Below are 14,606 nucleotides of genomic sequence, written 5' to 3' on the forward strand. Positions count from 1 at the left end.
ACGATTGGGAGTTCCCTATGCGTTCTCGAATCCGTCGGCGCCTCTCGGTCCTGGCCGTCGCGGCGGCCCTCGCCATGGCCGGCGTCTTCCTCATCGCCCCGCAGGCCCAGGCCGCCGTCGACACGAACACCTGGTACACGATCGAAGCCCGGCACTCCGGTCTTGTCATGGACATCGCGAATGCCTCGACCGAACCGGGCGCGGGGCTGACCCAGTACACCGACTCGGGCGGCACCAACCAGCAGTTCCGCTTCATCGACGCCGGCGGCGGCTACTACCGCATCCAGGCCCGCCACTCCGGGCTCGTCCTCGACGTGTCCGGATGGAGCTCGGCCAACGGCGCCGACATCATCCAATGGGACGACCAGAACGCCACGAACCAGCAGTGGGAGCTGACGGAGAACGCCGACGGCTACCACTCGATCGTCAGCCGCTCCTCGGGCAAGGCCCTCGACGTCTGGGAGCGCTCGACCGAACCGGGCGCGCGAGTGTCCCAGTACACGCCGACCGGCTCGGCCAACCAGCAGTGGCGCCTCGTCCCGGCCGACGAGGAGCCGTCCGACCCCGGCGACCCCTACGGCTACCTGTTCGCCTACATGAAGGGCGAAGGGAGCTCCAACGGCGAGCAGGTGTACTACGCCCTGAGCCGCGGCGACAACCCGCTCGCCTACGACTCGCTCAACAACGGTCAGCCCGTCGCCACCTCCAATGTGGGGGAGGAGGGCGCCCGCGATCCGTTCATCGTTCGGCACCCGGACACCGGCCGCTACTACATGATCGCCACCGACCTGCGGATCTACGGCAACGGCGACTGGAACCGCGCGTCGCGGTACGGCAGCCGCTCCCTGGTCGTGTGGGAGTCGAGCGACCTGGTCAACTGGACCTCCTCGCGCCTGGAGCAGGTCTCGCCGCCGGCGGCTGGCAACACCTGGGCCCCCGAGACGTACTGGGACCCGGAGCAGAACGCGTTCGTCGTCTACTGGGCCTCGAAGCTGTACTCCACCCCGGACCACTCGGACGACACCTACCACCGCATGATGTACGCGACCACGACCGACTTCCGCGACTTCAGCGAGCCGCAGGTCTGGGTCGACAAGGGATACTCCACGATCGACTCGACGGTGATCGAGGACGACGGCACGTACTACCGCTACACCAAGGACGAGCGCAGCGGCGGCTCGTGCGGCAAGTTCATCCTCGCAGAGACCTCGACGAGCCTGACGGACACCGACTGGTCCTTCCAGCGCGACTGCATCGGCCAGGGCACCATCGACCAGGGCGAGGGGCCGCTCGTGTTCAAGTCGAACACGGAGGAGAAGTGGTACATGTTCGTCGACGAGTACGGCGGCCGCGGCTACATCCCGTTCGAGACGACCGACCTCGCCGGGGGCCAGTGGACGCCCTCGTCGAACTACAGCCTGCCGGGGCGGCCGAGGCACGGCATGATCCTGCCGCTGACCGCGGAGCAGTACCAGACGCTCCAGGACGCCTTCTAGAACACGGTCCCAAGCCGATCGCGGGGCCGAGCCCCGCGATCGGCTAGGTCCCCGACTGGCGGGCCCGGTACGCGGTCGGGGCCATGCCGTGGACGCTGGTGAACTGGCGGGAGAAGTACATCGGGTCGTCGTACCCGGCCTCGCGGGCTACCGCGGCGATCGGCAGGTCGGTCCCGTCGAGGAGCTCGCGGGCGCGCGTCATGCGCAACTGCACCTGGAACTGGAGCGGGGTGACGCCGAGCCGCTCGCGGAACAGCGCGTTCAGCTGCGAAGGGCTCAGCCCGACCATCGATGCGAGCGCGGTGACCGAGGTGCGCCGAGGCGCCGTGGCCCGCAGATGCTCGGCGGCACGCTCGAGCGGGCTCATTCCGGCCCCGGGACCGCGGCGTCCGGTCGCGATCACGTGCGTGAGCGCGTGCCAGGCCGCACCCGCGGCCCGAATGAACGCCGAGGTGGTCAGCCCGGAGTCGAGCGCGTCGATGACCTGCGAGACCAGGCTCGCCGCCGGAGCCGGGTCCCGCAGGTGCGTGACCGGGCCGCCGGCCGCCGAATGCGCGGTCCGCACCAGGTCGGCCGCGTCGGACCCGGTGAAGTGGAACCACCACAGCGTCCACGGATCGTCCCGGGAGGCGCCGTAGGCGTGGGCGCGGTCGGCGGGAAGCAGGACGGTGCCGCCGCGCGAGACGCTGAACCGGAAGTCCTCGCTCCGGCACCAGCCCGCGCCGTCGGTGCAGACCAAGAGGATGTGCTCGCCCGCGCCCCGAGGGCGCGTGCGCCCGTGCCGGGCCGCGTGCGGAAAGAACCCGGCATCGGTGACCAGCATCTTCCCGGTCAGCGGATGGCGCAGCGCCTCGGCGACCACGGTCCGCGGGACCACGAGCATCCGCTGCCCGGCGAACCCGTCCCGGATCGTGCCCAAGTCGTCATTGGCCGTTGTTTCGTCCATGGACACCAGTGAAATGACCATCGACTGCCATGTCAAGCGCCCATAGAGTCGAATCATGTCATCCGGACATTCGAGGATCGTCCTGCCCGAGGCTCCCGCCGGGCTCGCCGACCTGCCCGCCAGGGCCTGGCGGCAGCCGGTCGCGATCGACACCTACGCGCCCGCCGCCCCCGACCGCTACCCGGCCTACCTGGACCAGCGCGTCTACCAGGGCTCCTCGGGCGCGGTCTACCCGCTGCCGTTCATCGACGCGGTCGCCCGCGACAAGGCCCCCAGGGACTGGGACGCGATCCACCTCGAGAACGAGTACGTCCGCCTGATGATCCTTCCCGAGCTCGGCGGCCGGATCCACATCGGACTCGACAAGACCCGCGGCTACGACTTCTTCTACCGCAACGACGTCATCAAGCCCGCGCTCGTGGGCCTGGCGGGCCCGTGGGTCTCCGGCGGTGTCGAGTTCAACTGGCCCCAGCACCACCGTCCCGCCACCCACCTGCCCGTCGAGACCGAGATCGAGACCGAAGCGGACGGATCGGTCACCGTCTGGTGCTCCGACCACGACCCGTTCGCGCGCATGCAGGGCATGCACGGCGTCCGCCTGCGCCCCGGGAGCGCGCTGGTGGAACTGCGCGGCCACCTGGTGAACCGGTCGGCGGAGACGCAGACCTTCCTGTGGTGGGCGAACGCGGCGGCCGCGTCGCACGACGACTACCAGTCGTTCTTCCCCACCGATGTGCGCGTGGTCGCCGACCACGCCAAGCGCGCGACCACGACCTTCCCCGCGGCCGAGGACCGGTACTACGGCATCGACTACCCGGCCCGCCGCACCCCCGAGCGCCCGGACGGCGACCGGCTCGACTGGTACCGCAACATCCCGGTGCCGACCTCCTACATGTGCCTGGGCACCGACGACGACTTCTTCGGCGGCTACGACCACGCCGCCGGCGCCGGATTCGTCCACTGGGCCGACCACCGCACCGCTCCCGGCAAGAAGCAGTGGACCTGGGGCAACGCCCCCTTCGGCTGGGCCTGGGACTCGCACCTCACCGACGACAACGGGCCCTATGTGGAGCTGATGGCCGGGATATTCACTGACAACCAGCCCGACTTCGCGTTCCTCGCGCCCGGAGAGACGAAGACGTTCTCGCAGTACTGGTACCCGATCCAGGACACCGGGCCGGTCCACCAGGCCACCCGCGAGGCCGCCGTCCGCTTCGACGTCGACGCCGACGAGGCCGAGACGCGCTTCCGGATCGCCGCGGCGGTCACCGCACCGCGCCCCGGAGCCCGGATCACGGTGCGCATCGGCGACCGCCTCGTGCGGGAGGTCGTCATCGACCTGGCCCCCGGCTCCCCGTACGTGCGCGAGTTCGCCTGGCCCGAGCCCGCCGATCCGTCCGAATGCGAACTCGCGGTCGAGCACGACGACACGACCCTGGTCACCTGGCGTCCCCGCCCCGAACCGGCCGAGCCGCCCGCCGCCGTGCCCGCGACCGAACCGCCGGCGCCGCCCGAAGTCGAGTCCGTCGACGAGCTGTACCTCACCGGCCTGCACCTCGACCAGTACCGGCACGCGACACGCAGGCCCGAGCCGTACTGGGAGGAAGCCCTGCGCCGCGACCCGGGCGAGGCCCGCTGCAACACGGCGCTGGCCGCGCGCCTGGCACATGCCGGACGGCTCGAAGCGGCCGAACAGCATCTGCGCCGGGCCGTCGCGCGGCTGACACGCCGCAACCCGAACCCGCGCGACGGCGAGGCCCACTACCGGCTCGGCCTCGTCCTCGACCGGCGGCGCCGCCACACCGAATCCAAAGAGGCACTCGGCAAGGCCGGGTGGGACCGCGCCTGGACCGACGCCGCCACGGTCGCCACCGCCCGGATCGACCTCGCCGCCGGACGCGACGCCGACGCCGAGTCCGACCTCACCGCGCTGCTCGAACGCAGCCCGGGCCACACGCAGGCCCGCAACCTCCTGACCGTGGCGGCCCTCCGAAGCGGCGACCGGGACCGCGCGGCCGACGTCGCGCGGGAGACCCTCCGGCGCAACCCGCTCGACGCGTGGGCCCGCGACCTGGCCCACCGGCTCGGCCGCGACGCCGAACCCACGACCGACCCGACCATCGCCATGGACGTCGCCCTCGAATACCGCTCGATCCGCGAGGACGAGGCCGCGATCGAGCTCCTCGACGCCGCGACCCGGCTCCCGCCCGCACCCGGCCAGGTCAACGTCGTCCCGCTCGCCTGGATCCACCGCGCCGACCTCGAATTCGAACGCGGCGACGAACGAGCCGCGGACCTGGCCTTGGAGCAGGTCCGGAAGTCGGATCGGACGTGGTGCTTCCCCTCGGCCGCCGACAACGACGCCCTGGCGCGGCTGCGGGACCGCCGCCCCGGCGACGCGGTGCTCGCCGCGCTCTCCGGACACTGGCTGTACGCCGCGGGCCGCCGCGGCGAAGCCATCACCGCCTGGGAAGCGGCGGCCCCGACCGGCGACCCGGTCGTCCTGCGCAACCTCGGCGTCGCCGCCCACAATGTCCAAGGCGACCCCGAACGCGCCGCCGACTGGTACGAACGCGCCCGCGCCGCCGCACCCGACGACGCCCGCCTGCTCTACGAGGCCGACCAGCTCGACGCCCGCCGCGGCATCGACCCCGAGCAACGCCTCGCCGTCCTCGAACGCCGCCGCGACCTGGTCGAACTCCGCGACGACCTGTCCGTGCAGATCGCCGAGCTCCTGACCGCCGTCGGCCGGGCGAGCCGGGCCCTCGACGTGCTCGCCGGCCGCGCCTTCCAACCCTGGGAAGGCGGCGAAGGCCGCGTCCTCGCCGCCTGGGAAGAGGCGCACCTGGCCCTCGCCCGGCAAGCCCTCGCCGCGGGCGACCCACACCCCGCCGTGGACCACGCCCGAGCCGCGCTCGACCCCGCCCCGAACCTCGGGGAGGCCCGCCACCCCCTGGCCAACACCGCCGACCTCCACCTGGTGCTCGGCGACGCCCTGGCGGCCGCCGGAGACCCGGTCGCCGCCCGCACCGCCTGGGCCCAGGCCGCCGCCCAAGAAGGCGACTTCCAGACCATGCAGGTCCAGGCCCACTCCGAGCACACCGCCGCCGCCGTCACCGCGCTGCGTCGCCTCGGCAAACCCGACGACGCCGGGGCCCTGCGCGACGACCTCGAACGCTACGTCGACCGGCAGGACCGGACCGAGGCCCGAATCGACTACTTCGCGACCTCCCTGCCGACCATGCTGCTGTTCACCGCCGACCCCCAGGCCGCCCACGCCACGCGGAACCTCGTGCTGCGAGCGCAGCTCGCGCTGCTGGACGGCGCACCCGACCGCGCCGCGGCCCTCGCCGAGGTCGCGCTCGAACGCGACCCGCTGAGCGGCGCCGCCCGCGCCGTCGTCGAATCGGCCTCCGCGGCGTGGACACTTCCCTTTGCCCTCAAAGGAGAGACATGACGAACCCGACCCTCGCCCGCGCGCTGCGCGTCACCGCACCCCCACCGCCGCCCCGCGGCCACCTCCTCTTCGGTGAATCCCCGGGAGCGCTCGACCGGATCGAGGTGACCGGCCGCTGGATCGAGCGCGCCGGACGGGCCTGGATCCCGATCACCGGCGAGATCCACTACTCCCGGCTCCCGCGCGGACGCTGGGACGAGATCCTCGGCCACTCTCGCGCCGGCGGCCTCGACTCGGTCGCCACGTACGTGTTCTGGGCCGCCCACGAACCCGAACCCGGCCGCTTCGACTGGACCGGGAACCTCGACCTGCGCGCCTTCGTCGAACTCGCCGCCGACCACGGACTCGACGTCATCGTGCGCCTCGGCCCCTGGAGCCACGGCGAGTACCGCAACGGCGGCTTCCCCGACTGGATCGCCGACAGCGACCTGAACACCCGCACCAACGACCCCGACTACCTGGCGCTGGTACGACGGCTCTACGCACAGACCATCGCCCAACTGGAGGGCCTGGGCCACGCCGAGGGCGGACCGGTCATCGGCGCGCAGGTCGAAAACGAACTCTACGACCAGCCCGAGCACCTCGCCACGTTGCGCGAGATCGCCGAAGAGTGCGGCCTGCGCGTGCCCCTGTGGACCGCGACCGGCTGGGGCGGCGCGCAGGTGCCCGAGACGCTCCTGCCGGTCTACAGCGCCTACTCCGAGGCGTTCTGGGAGGACGAGACCACCGAATGGTCCGCGTTCGCCGCCTCCCACTTCCGCTATGGCGAAGTCCGCGACGACCTCACCGTCGGAGCGGACCTGCGCGAATCCCTCGACGGCGTCGCCGCCGCGGACCCGGCCGGAGCCGACGACCGACTGCCGTTCACCACCTGCGAACTCGGCGGCGGCATGCACGTGGCCTACCACCGCCGACCCCTCGTCTCCAGCGAGGACATCGCCGCGCTCGCGCTCGCCAAGATCGGGTCCGGCTCGGCCTGGCAGGGGTACTACCTGTACTCGGGCGGCACCCAGCGCACCGGACCGCACGGGACCGAGCAGGAATCGCAGGCCACCGGCTATCCCAACGACGTGCCGTCGCTCAGCTACGACTTCTACGCGCCGATCGGCGAACACGGCCAGATCCGCCCCCACCACCACTACCTGCGCCGACAGCACCTGTGGCTGCGCGCCGAAGGCCACCGCGTCGCCACCCTGACCACCACCGTCGGCGGCGGCGGAGACGCCCCCGACGAACCGCGCTGGGCCGTCCGATCCGACGGCCACAGCGGCTACCTGTTCGTCACCACCTACCAGCCGAAGCGGCCGCTCGCGGCCCAGCCCGGCGCCCAGTTCACCGTCGCCTTCGACGACGCCGAAGTCACCGTCCCGACCGCGCCGACCGACATCCCGGCAGGGCACTCGCTCGTGTGGCCGCTGCGCTACGAGCTCACTCCCGACCTGGAACTGCGCAGCGCCACCGCGCAACTGCTGACGCGCATCAAGGACGACGAGGGCCGCCTCGTCGTGCTCGCCGCGACCGACGGAATCCCGGTCGAGATCGTCCTCGGCGACGGCACCGCCGTCGACCTGCCCGGCCCGCCGGGCCCGGACTGCGTCGTGGAACTGCCCGGAGTGCGGCTGCTGATCCTCGACGAGACGAGCGCGAACCGCCTCTACCGGCTCGACCTCGCCGGACGCGACCGGCTCGTCCTCTCCGACGCGCCCGTCCGTGCCGACGGCGGCGACCTCGTCGTCCAAACCGAGTCCGAACACGTGACCGTCGCGATCCTCCCCGCGCCCGCCGGACTCGACGCCGACCGCGCGGAGTTGTCCGGACCCCTCACCCAGGGACCGTGGCGCTCCTGGGCCGTCACCGCGCACAGAGCGGGCCCCGTCCCGCTGGCCGTCGAGCACCGCCCCGAGCACGGCCCCGCCCCCGAACCCAGGCGCGGCGGCCCCATGAACCGCCTCGGCGCCCCAGACGACTACACGAACGCCGCGACCGTCCACATCGACATACCGCCCGAGGCGTTCGCGGCCGACCGCACGCTCCTGCGCCTCGAATGGACCGGCGACGTCGGTCGCGCCTACGTCGGCGACCGGCTGGTCTCCGACCACTTCTGGCACGGCCGCGCCTGGGACGTCGACCTCACCCCGCACCGCGAGGCGGCGGCCGAACACGGCGTCCGGCTCGAACTGCTGCCCTGGCGGCGCGCGACGGGCGTATGGGTCGACCCGACCGTGCGCGAAGTCGACGACGGGATCGCCATCGAGGCCGCCACCGCCGTACGGGTCGACACGATCCGGCTCGGCGCCCGAAAGGAGTCGTCGTGACCGTCGACCGCAGACAACTGCTGCGCCTGGCCGGAGCCGCCGGCCTCGGCGCCGGGGCCCTGACCGGCTGCACCGCCTCTGAAGAAGGAGAGGCCATCGACTCCGGCCCGGTCGAACTGCAACTGTGGACCCACGACCCCGGGTACGCCACCTACTTCACCGGCGCCCCGGACGATCCGGCGCTCGTCGGCGGCAGCGCCTGGACCTACACGGTCGACGTCACCTCGATCGCCCCGGCCGACATCGTCTCGCGCCTGGTCAACCAGGCCGTCGCCGAGCGGCCCCTGCCGAACCTGGCCGGGCTCGTCATCGACCAGTTCCCGCGGGTCATGCGCGCCGGTATCGCCCAGAACCTCTTCGTCGACCTCACGAGCCTGACCGAGCCGCTCGGGGACCGGCTGCTCAAGACCCAGCCCTACACCGTCGACGGGGGCGTGTACGCGATCGAGTCGGACAACTCCGTCTCGGTCATGTACTACCGCGCCGACCTGTTCGACGAGCTCGACATCCCCGAGGACATCGCCACCTGGGAGGAACTGCTCGACATAGGCGCCGAAGTCGCGGCCGAGACCGGCCAGGCGATCGGTATGGTCTCCAACGGCGACAACGGCGCCATCGTCAACGGCTTCGCCCAGATGCTCCTCCAGAGAGGCGGCAACCTCTACGACGCCGACGGGGAACTCGCGGTCCTCTCCGAGGAGTCGATCGAAGTCCTCGAACTCATGGCCGAAGGGGTGCGCACCGGCGCGCTGCTGTCGATCGCCGACCCCTATGGCGGGGCCGCCGCCGCGGCGCTCAAGGACTCACAGCTCATCGCCACCGTCATGCCCAACTGGTACAAGGTCTACGGCCTCGAAGCGAACGTGCCCGACCAGGCCGGCCTGTGGCGGGCCCGCACCATCCCGGCCTTCGCCGCGGGCGGACACGTCGCCTCCACCATGGGCGGCACCGCGTTCGCCGTCCTCGCCGACCAGGCCGAGACCGACGCGGCGGTCGACTTCCTCCAGCGTACCTACCTCACCCCCGAAGGCCAGCTGGCCCGCTACGGCGCCGGCGCCTACCTGCCCACCCTCGTCGACCTCTACGACACCCCCGACTTCCAGGACATCACCGACCCGTACCTGGGGGACCAGCGGATCTTCGAGGTCTACGGGGCCGGGGCCAACGACATGCCCGTCTTCTACCAGGCCGCCGGCGCCTCCGTCCTGCGCGACAGCCTCGGCGGGCCCCTCCTGCGCGCCATCCACGGACAGGCCGACCCCGAGGAGGCCCTCCGCGAGGGCCTGCGCGCCTACGAAAGGCAGGCACCGGCATGAGCACCGCTACCGCCGCACCCCCAGCGAAGACCGGCGCCCACCGCTGGGCCCCCTACGCGTTCATCTCGCCGTTCTTCATCCTGTTCACCCTGTTCATGGTCGTGCCCATCGGCGCGGGCGTCTACCTGAGCCTGACCGACTGGGCGGGACTCGGCTCACCGGAGTACATCGGCTTCGACAACTACACGCGCCTGTTCCAGGACCCCAGCTACGGCGCGGCCCTGGGCAACACCGCGATCTACACCGTGTTCGCGCTCGCCGTCGTGCTCCCGGCCTCGCTCCTGATCGCCCGGGCCCTCGACGCCCGCGGCCTGGTCCTCCGCGACTTCTTCCGGCTCACCTACTTCATGCCGGTGGTCCTGTCGCCGATCATCATCGCCCTCGTCTTCGGCCTGATCTTCGACGGCGAGTACGGGCTGCTCAACGCCGTGCTCGAAGCCCTCTTCGGATTCGGCGGCGTCTCCTGGCTCACCGACCCCTTCTGGGCCCGCGTCGTCGTGGTCGTCCTGGTGCTGTGGCGCTGGACCGGCTACCTGACCATCTTCTTCCTCGCCGGGATGCAGGCCGTCCCGCGCGAACTCTACGAAGCCGCCGAAGTCGACGGCGCCGGGCCCGTGCGCCGCTTCTTCTCGGTCACGCTCCCGCAACTGAAGCCCATCACCGCGTTCATCGCCGTGACGATGCTGGTCAACACCGCGCAGATCTTCGAGGAGCCGTTCCTGCTGACCCAGGGCGGGCCCGGCGAGTCGACCCTGTCGCTGTCGATGTTCATCTACCGGGCCGCGTTCCAGCGGCAGGAACTCGGCTACGCCGCCGCCGCGGGCGTGGTCATGTTCATCATCGTCTTCGCGCTCGGACGCGCCAGCTCCAGCGCCCTGGGCGTAGGGAGGACCCGATGACCGCCACCGCCGTCCGCACCGACACCGCCTCACCGCCTTCGAAGCCCAAGCGGACCCCGAGACCGGTCAGACCGGGCCGACTCGGCCTGTACCTGACGCTGTTCGCACTGGTCGCGGTCTTCCTGGCCCCGCTGGTGTGGGCGCTGTCGTCCTCCTTCAAGAACCGCAGCGACATCTTCTCGTTCCCGCCCCGCCTATGGCCCGAACCGGCGACTCTCGACAACTACGCGAACCTCCTGTCCGGGCACCCGTTCTGGAACTGGATGCTCATGAGCACCGGCGTCGCCGGAGTCAGCACGGTCGCCGTGGTCTTCCTGTGCTCGCTCGCCGGATACGGATTCGCCAAGTTCGAGTTCAAGGGCAAGCGATTCCTGTTCGACGTCATGTTCTCCTCGCTCGCGATCCCCTTCGCGGTCATCGTGGTGCCGCTGTTCATCCTCGTCGCCAAGCTCGGACTCGCCCACCCGCTGTTCGCGCTCATCGTGCCCTGGGTCGCCCCGGCGTTCGGGATCTTCATGATGCGCCAGTACGTCGAGCAGTCCATCCCCGACGAGATCCTCGACGCCGCCCGCATCGACGGCTGCTCGGAGTTCCGCATCTACTGGACCGTGGTCCTGCCGCTCCTGCGCCCCGCACTCGGCGCGCTGGCGGTGTGGAGCTTCCTGGCCGCCTACAACAACCTGCTGTGGCCCCTGGTCATCGTCTCCGAACCCGAGTACTACACCGTCCCGCTGGGAATCCAGGCGCTGTTCGGCGCCGAGGGCCGCCAGTACGACCTGGTGCTGGCCGGCTCCATCCTCGCGGCGGTCCCCGCGATCGCCGTGTTCATCCTGCTGCGCAAGCAGCTCGTCTCCGGACTGACCGCCGGAGCGGTGAAGTCATGACCGCCGACCCGCATGGAGCGACCATGGGACCGACCAGTCCGCCCGCGCGCCTCGCCATCTCCCTCTGGGACTTCTCCTGGTACGTGCGCACCGGCCCCGGCGAGCCGTTCGCCGACCTCGACGCCGCCTTCGCGCGCGCCGTCGACCTGGGCTACAACGCCGTCCGCATCTGCGCGATGCCGTTCCTGCTCTTCAGATCCGGGATCGACACCACCGCGCTGCGACTCGAACCGGTCGGCGGCGGCTACGCCTCCAGGGTCCGCTGGTACGACCTCGAACGGCCGACCGTCATCGACGCCAGGGCCCACCTGCTCGACTTCTTCCGCGCCGCCGACCGGCACGGGGTCTCGGTCATCGTCTCCTCCTGGGAGTACCAGCAGAGCCCGGCGTTCGCCGACGACCCGGCCTGGTACGAGGCGCTCCACGCCGTCGACCCCGACCAGCGGCTCACCGTCCTCGGCGAGGCCCAAGCCGACCTCGTCGACTTCCTGGCCGAGCACGACCTGGCGCACACGATCGCGCTCGTGGAACCGCACAACGAGGTCCAGGCCGGGCACCTCACCGCCGGGCTCCCGGGCGTCGAGGACGCGGTGATCGAACTCCGGGGCCGCCTCGAAGCGGGGATCGCGGCCTTCCGGGCCCGCCACCCGGAGGTGCCGTGCGGACCCAACTACGCGCAGGTCCCGGTCGGATCGATGCGCGGGCTGCCGGCGAACGCGACCGTCCTGGTCTTCCATCCGTACGTGTACGGAGTGCTGGACGAGCTGATCGAGGAGTTCGCCCTGCGCGGCGACCCCGCCGACTTCCCGCAGGAGCGCGCCGACGCCGAGCTGCTGCGACCGGGCGCACCGCGCCTGGCCGACTGGGCGCCGCCGCCGGAATCGGAGTGGAAGCGGCGGGCCTCGATCGTCGGGCACGCCGAGATCTACGTCCACGACTGGTGCGACCCCGAGAAGTTCGACCGCCGGCTCTACGACCGCTATGGAGCCCACCGCATCGCCATGGCCCGCGAGCTGCGCGACTGGATCGACGTCGCCGCCGACCACGCCGCGCGCCTCGGCGTCCCGCTCGTCTTCGGCGAGGGCTGGGTCGGCTACACGCCCCGCGACGGCCGTTTCGAGGAAGGACCTGTCGGCGCCCAGATCTGCCGTGACGCGGTCGCGCACTCCGTCCGCGTCGGAGTCTGGGGCTCGCTGGTGTGCTCCAACGCCGCCCCGCATCACGCGATGTGGGCCGACGAGGCGCTCCAGCGCGAGTGCAACGCTCTGCTGCTGGAGGGACGACACCGCTGACGGCGGGAGGCCGTTCCGGCTCGTGACCTCGAGCGAGGAGCGGGGAAAAGCTTGACCAAAATATTGACATATGTCTATACTTTATGTATCTGTGATCGTTCACAGAAGTGAATGAAGACCGTCGACGCGAACGCGGCGTCCGAGCCGAGCAGCACGCAGGTGCGCCCCGATCGTTCGGATTCCACACCCGGCACACGGCTCGATGCGCCAGCCGCCGCGCGACGCCTAGAGAAGGGAAGACCATGGAACGTACATCACGTACGAATCCGCGCCGAAGGCGACCATCGGTCGCCGCGGCATTGTTCGCACTGGTAGCGGCACCGCTCGCGGCGGTCGGCCCCGCCGGAGCGGAGGAGCTCGAGGGCGCGGCCGCCGATGACGGAGCCCTGGCCGGCCTGTCGGAGCAGGTGGCCGACTACGAGACCCGTGCTCCGGGCGAGTACAGCGCCGACTCCTGGGAGCCGTTCGCCGAAGCGCTGACCACGGCCGACGAGGTCGCCGCCGACTCCTCCGCGACGGAGGACGAAGTCGCGGAGGCCAAGACCGACTTGCAGGACGCCGCCGCCGAGCTGGAGCCGCTGGCGGGGTCGTTCGAGACGATCACGAACGACACGTTCTGGAACGACACCGACGGCAACCCGATCTACTCCCAGGGCGGAGGGGTGTTCAAGTTCGGGGACACCTACTACTGGTACGGCGTGCACTACACAGGCGCCGAGTACTACCGGGCCGACCCGACGCGGAAGTACAACAACGACGTCTCGTTCGTGTCGATCCCGGTGTACTCCTCGCAGGACCTGGTGAACTGGGAGTTCGAGAACGACGTCGCCACGACCAGTACCGGCCTGTGGGGCTGGGTGGGACGGCTCGGCGTGGTGTACAACGAGAACACCGGCAAGTACGTGCTGATCACCCAGCTGGGGGACGCGGTCGCGTTCCTGCAAGGCGACACGCCGACCGATGACTTCGAGCACGTCAGAACGCAGGATCAGATCCAGGGCAACGTGACCGAGGGCACCGGGGACCAGACCGTCTTCACCGACGAGGACGGTCAGGACTACCTGGTCTACTCCAACAAGCACGGCCGCAGCCACGTCTACGTCTCCAAGATCCGCGACTCCGACTCGTTGTACATCGAGCCGGCGGTGGAGATCGGGTGGCATGGCGACGGCCGTGAGGGCAACGCCATGTTCAAGCTCGACGGCACTTACCACACGTGCGCTTCGGACCTGCACGGCTGGAACACTTCGGTCAACTACTGCATCGATTCCACCAGTAGTGACATCCAGGGTGACTACTCGAACTGGTACACCCTCTCGGGCACCGAGATGGACTACAGCCACGTGACCCAGACCGGGTTCTTCGTGACCGTCGAGGGCACCGAGGAGACCACGGTGCTCTACGCCGGGGACCGCTGGGCCGACTTCGCGTGGAACGGGATCGGCTACAACCAGTGGCTGCCGATCACCGAGGAGGGCGGCGATCTGCAGTTCCACTCGATGAGCCAGTGGCAGTTCAACGCCGCCACCGGCGAATGGCGGGTCGGGCCCGACAACAACTACATCCTCAACCCCGACTTCCAGGCCGACCGGGTCTCCGTCTCCAACCTGCGCGGATGGGACAACGCCGGCGGCAGTGTGGGCAATGTCGAGCCCGGCGCCAACGGCAGCCGCTTCGCGATGGAAGTCGGCAACAGCGGCAGCACCAGTCAGCAGATCGACGTGCCCGCGGGCACCTATTCCCTGTCGGTGGACGCTCGAGGGAGCTCGGGCGGCGTGACGGTCGTCGGCGCCGACGGGACCGAGCACGTCCTCAACATCCCGTCCTCGGGAGGCTGGAACGAGCGGGGGCTCACCGACATCGAACTACCCGCCGGAACCGCCACCGTCTGGGTCTGGGCGTCGGGCTCGGGAGGCGTCCAAGTCGACGACTTCTACCTCGTCCGGACGGATGGCGACGCCCCTGATCCTCCTGACGAGGATGTGGTGCGGTATGAGGCTG

Annotated in this window: 8 protein-coding genes and 1 pseudogene; 8 read left to right on the forward strand and 1 reads right to left on the reverse strand. The window is 70.7% G+C overall.

The features are described 5' to 3' along the window. Positions 1 to 74: 74 nt before the first annotated feature. Positions 75 to 1,493, forward strand: a pseudogene (locus tag JFB92_RS21525) (RICIN domain-containing protein); the annotation flags it as partial. Positions 1,494 to 1,539: 46 nt separating this feature from the next. Here the strand turns inward: JFB92_RS21525 and JFB92_RS21530 are convergent. Next, positions 1,540 to 2,442: an AraC family transcriptional regulator gene (locus JFB92_RS21530; protein WP_199043445.1), complete on the reverse strand. Its 903-nt coding sequence runs from the start codon at positions 2,440 to 2,442 to the stop codon at positions 1,540 to 1,542. A gap of 55 nt (positions 2,443 to 2,497) precedes the next feature. Between JFB92_RS21530 and JFB92_RS21535 the strand changes: the two genes are divergently transcribed. From JFB92_RS21535 to JFB92_RS21565, 7 genes are all read left to right on the forward strand, one after another. After that, positions 2,498 to 5,899, forward strand: a complete 3,402-nt coding sequence (locus JFB92_RS21535; RefSeq protein WP_199043447.1) for a DUF5107 domain-containing protein — start codon at positions 2,498 to 2,500, stop codon at positions 5,897 to 5,899. Next, entirely contained in the window at positions 5,896 to 8,214 is a 2,319-nt protein-coding gene (locus JFB92_RS21540; protein ID WP_199043449.1) for a beta-galactosidase, read from the forward strand. The genes JFB92_RS21535 and JFB92_RS21540 overlap by 4 nt, the downstream gene beginning before the upstream one ends. After that, complete coding sequence (locus JFB92_RS21545; protein ID WP_199043451.1) at positions 8,211 to 9,530, forward strand: ABC transporter substrate-binding protein; 1,320 nt, start codon at positions 8,211 to 8,213, stop codon at positions 9,528 to 9,530. The genes JFB92_RS21540 and JFB92_RS21545 overlap by 4 nt, the downstream gene beginning before the upstream one ends. Continuing rightward, complete coding sequence (locus JFB92_RS21550) at positions 9,527 to 10,429, forward strand: carbohydrate ABC transporter permease (RefSeq protein WP_199043453.1); 903 nt, start codon at positions 9,527 to 9,529, stop codon at positions 10,427 to 10,429. The genes JFB92_RS21545 and JFB92_RS21550 overlap by 4 nt, the downstream gene beginning before the upstream one ends. Beyond that, complete coding sequence (locus tag JFB92_RS21555; RefSeq protein WP_199043455.1) at positions 10,426 to 11,313, forward strand: carbohydrate ABC transporter permease; 888 nt, start codon at positions 10,426 to 10,428, stop codon at positions 11,311 to 11,313. The genes JFB92_RS21550 and JFB92_RS21555 overlap by 4 nt, the downstream gene beginning before the upstream one ends. Positions 11,314 to 11,336: 23 nt before the next feature. Further along, positions 11,337 to 12,605, forward strand: coding sequence for a cellulase-like family protein (locus JFB92_RS21560; protein WP_199043457.1), 1,269 nt, complete (start codon positions 11,337 to 11,339; stop codon positions 12,603 to 12,605). A gap of 299 nt (positions 12,606 to 12,904) precedes the next feature. Then, positions 12,905 to 14,606 (forward strand): family 43 glycosylhydrolase (locus tag JFB92_RS21565; protein WP_199043459.1); only part of this gene is annotated, 1,702 nt, incomplete at its 3' end.

This window comes from Glycomyces salinus (assembly GCF_016428645.1).
Classification (GTDB): Bacteria; Actinomycetota; Actinomycetes; order Mycobacteriales; family Micromonosporaceae; genus Glycomyces; species Glycomyces salinus.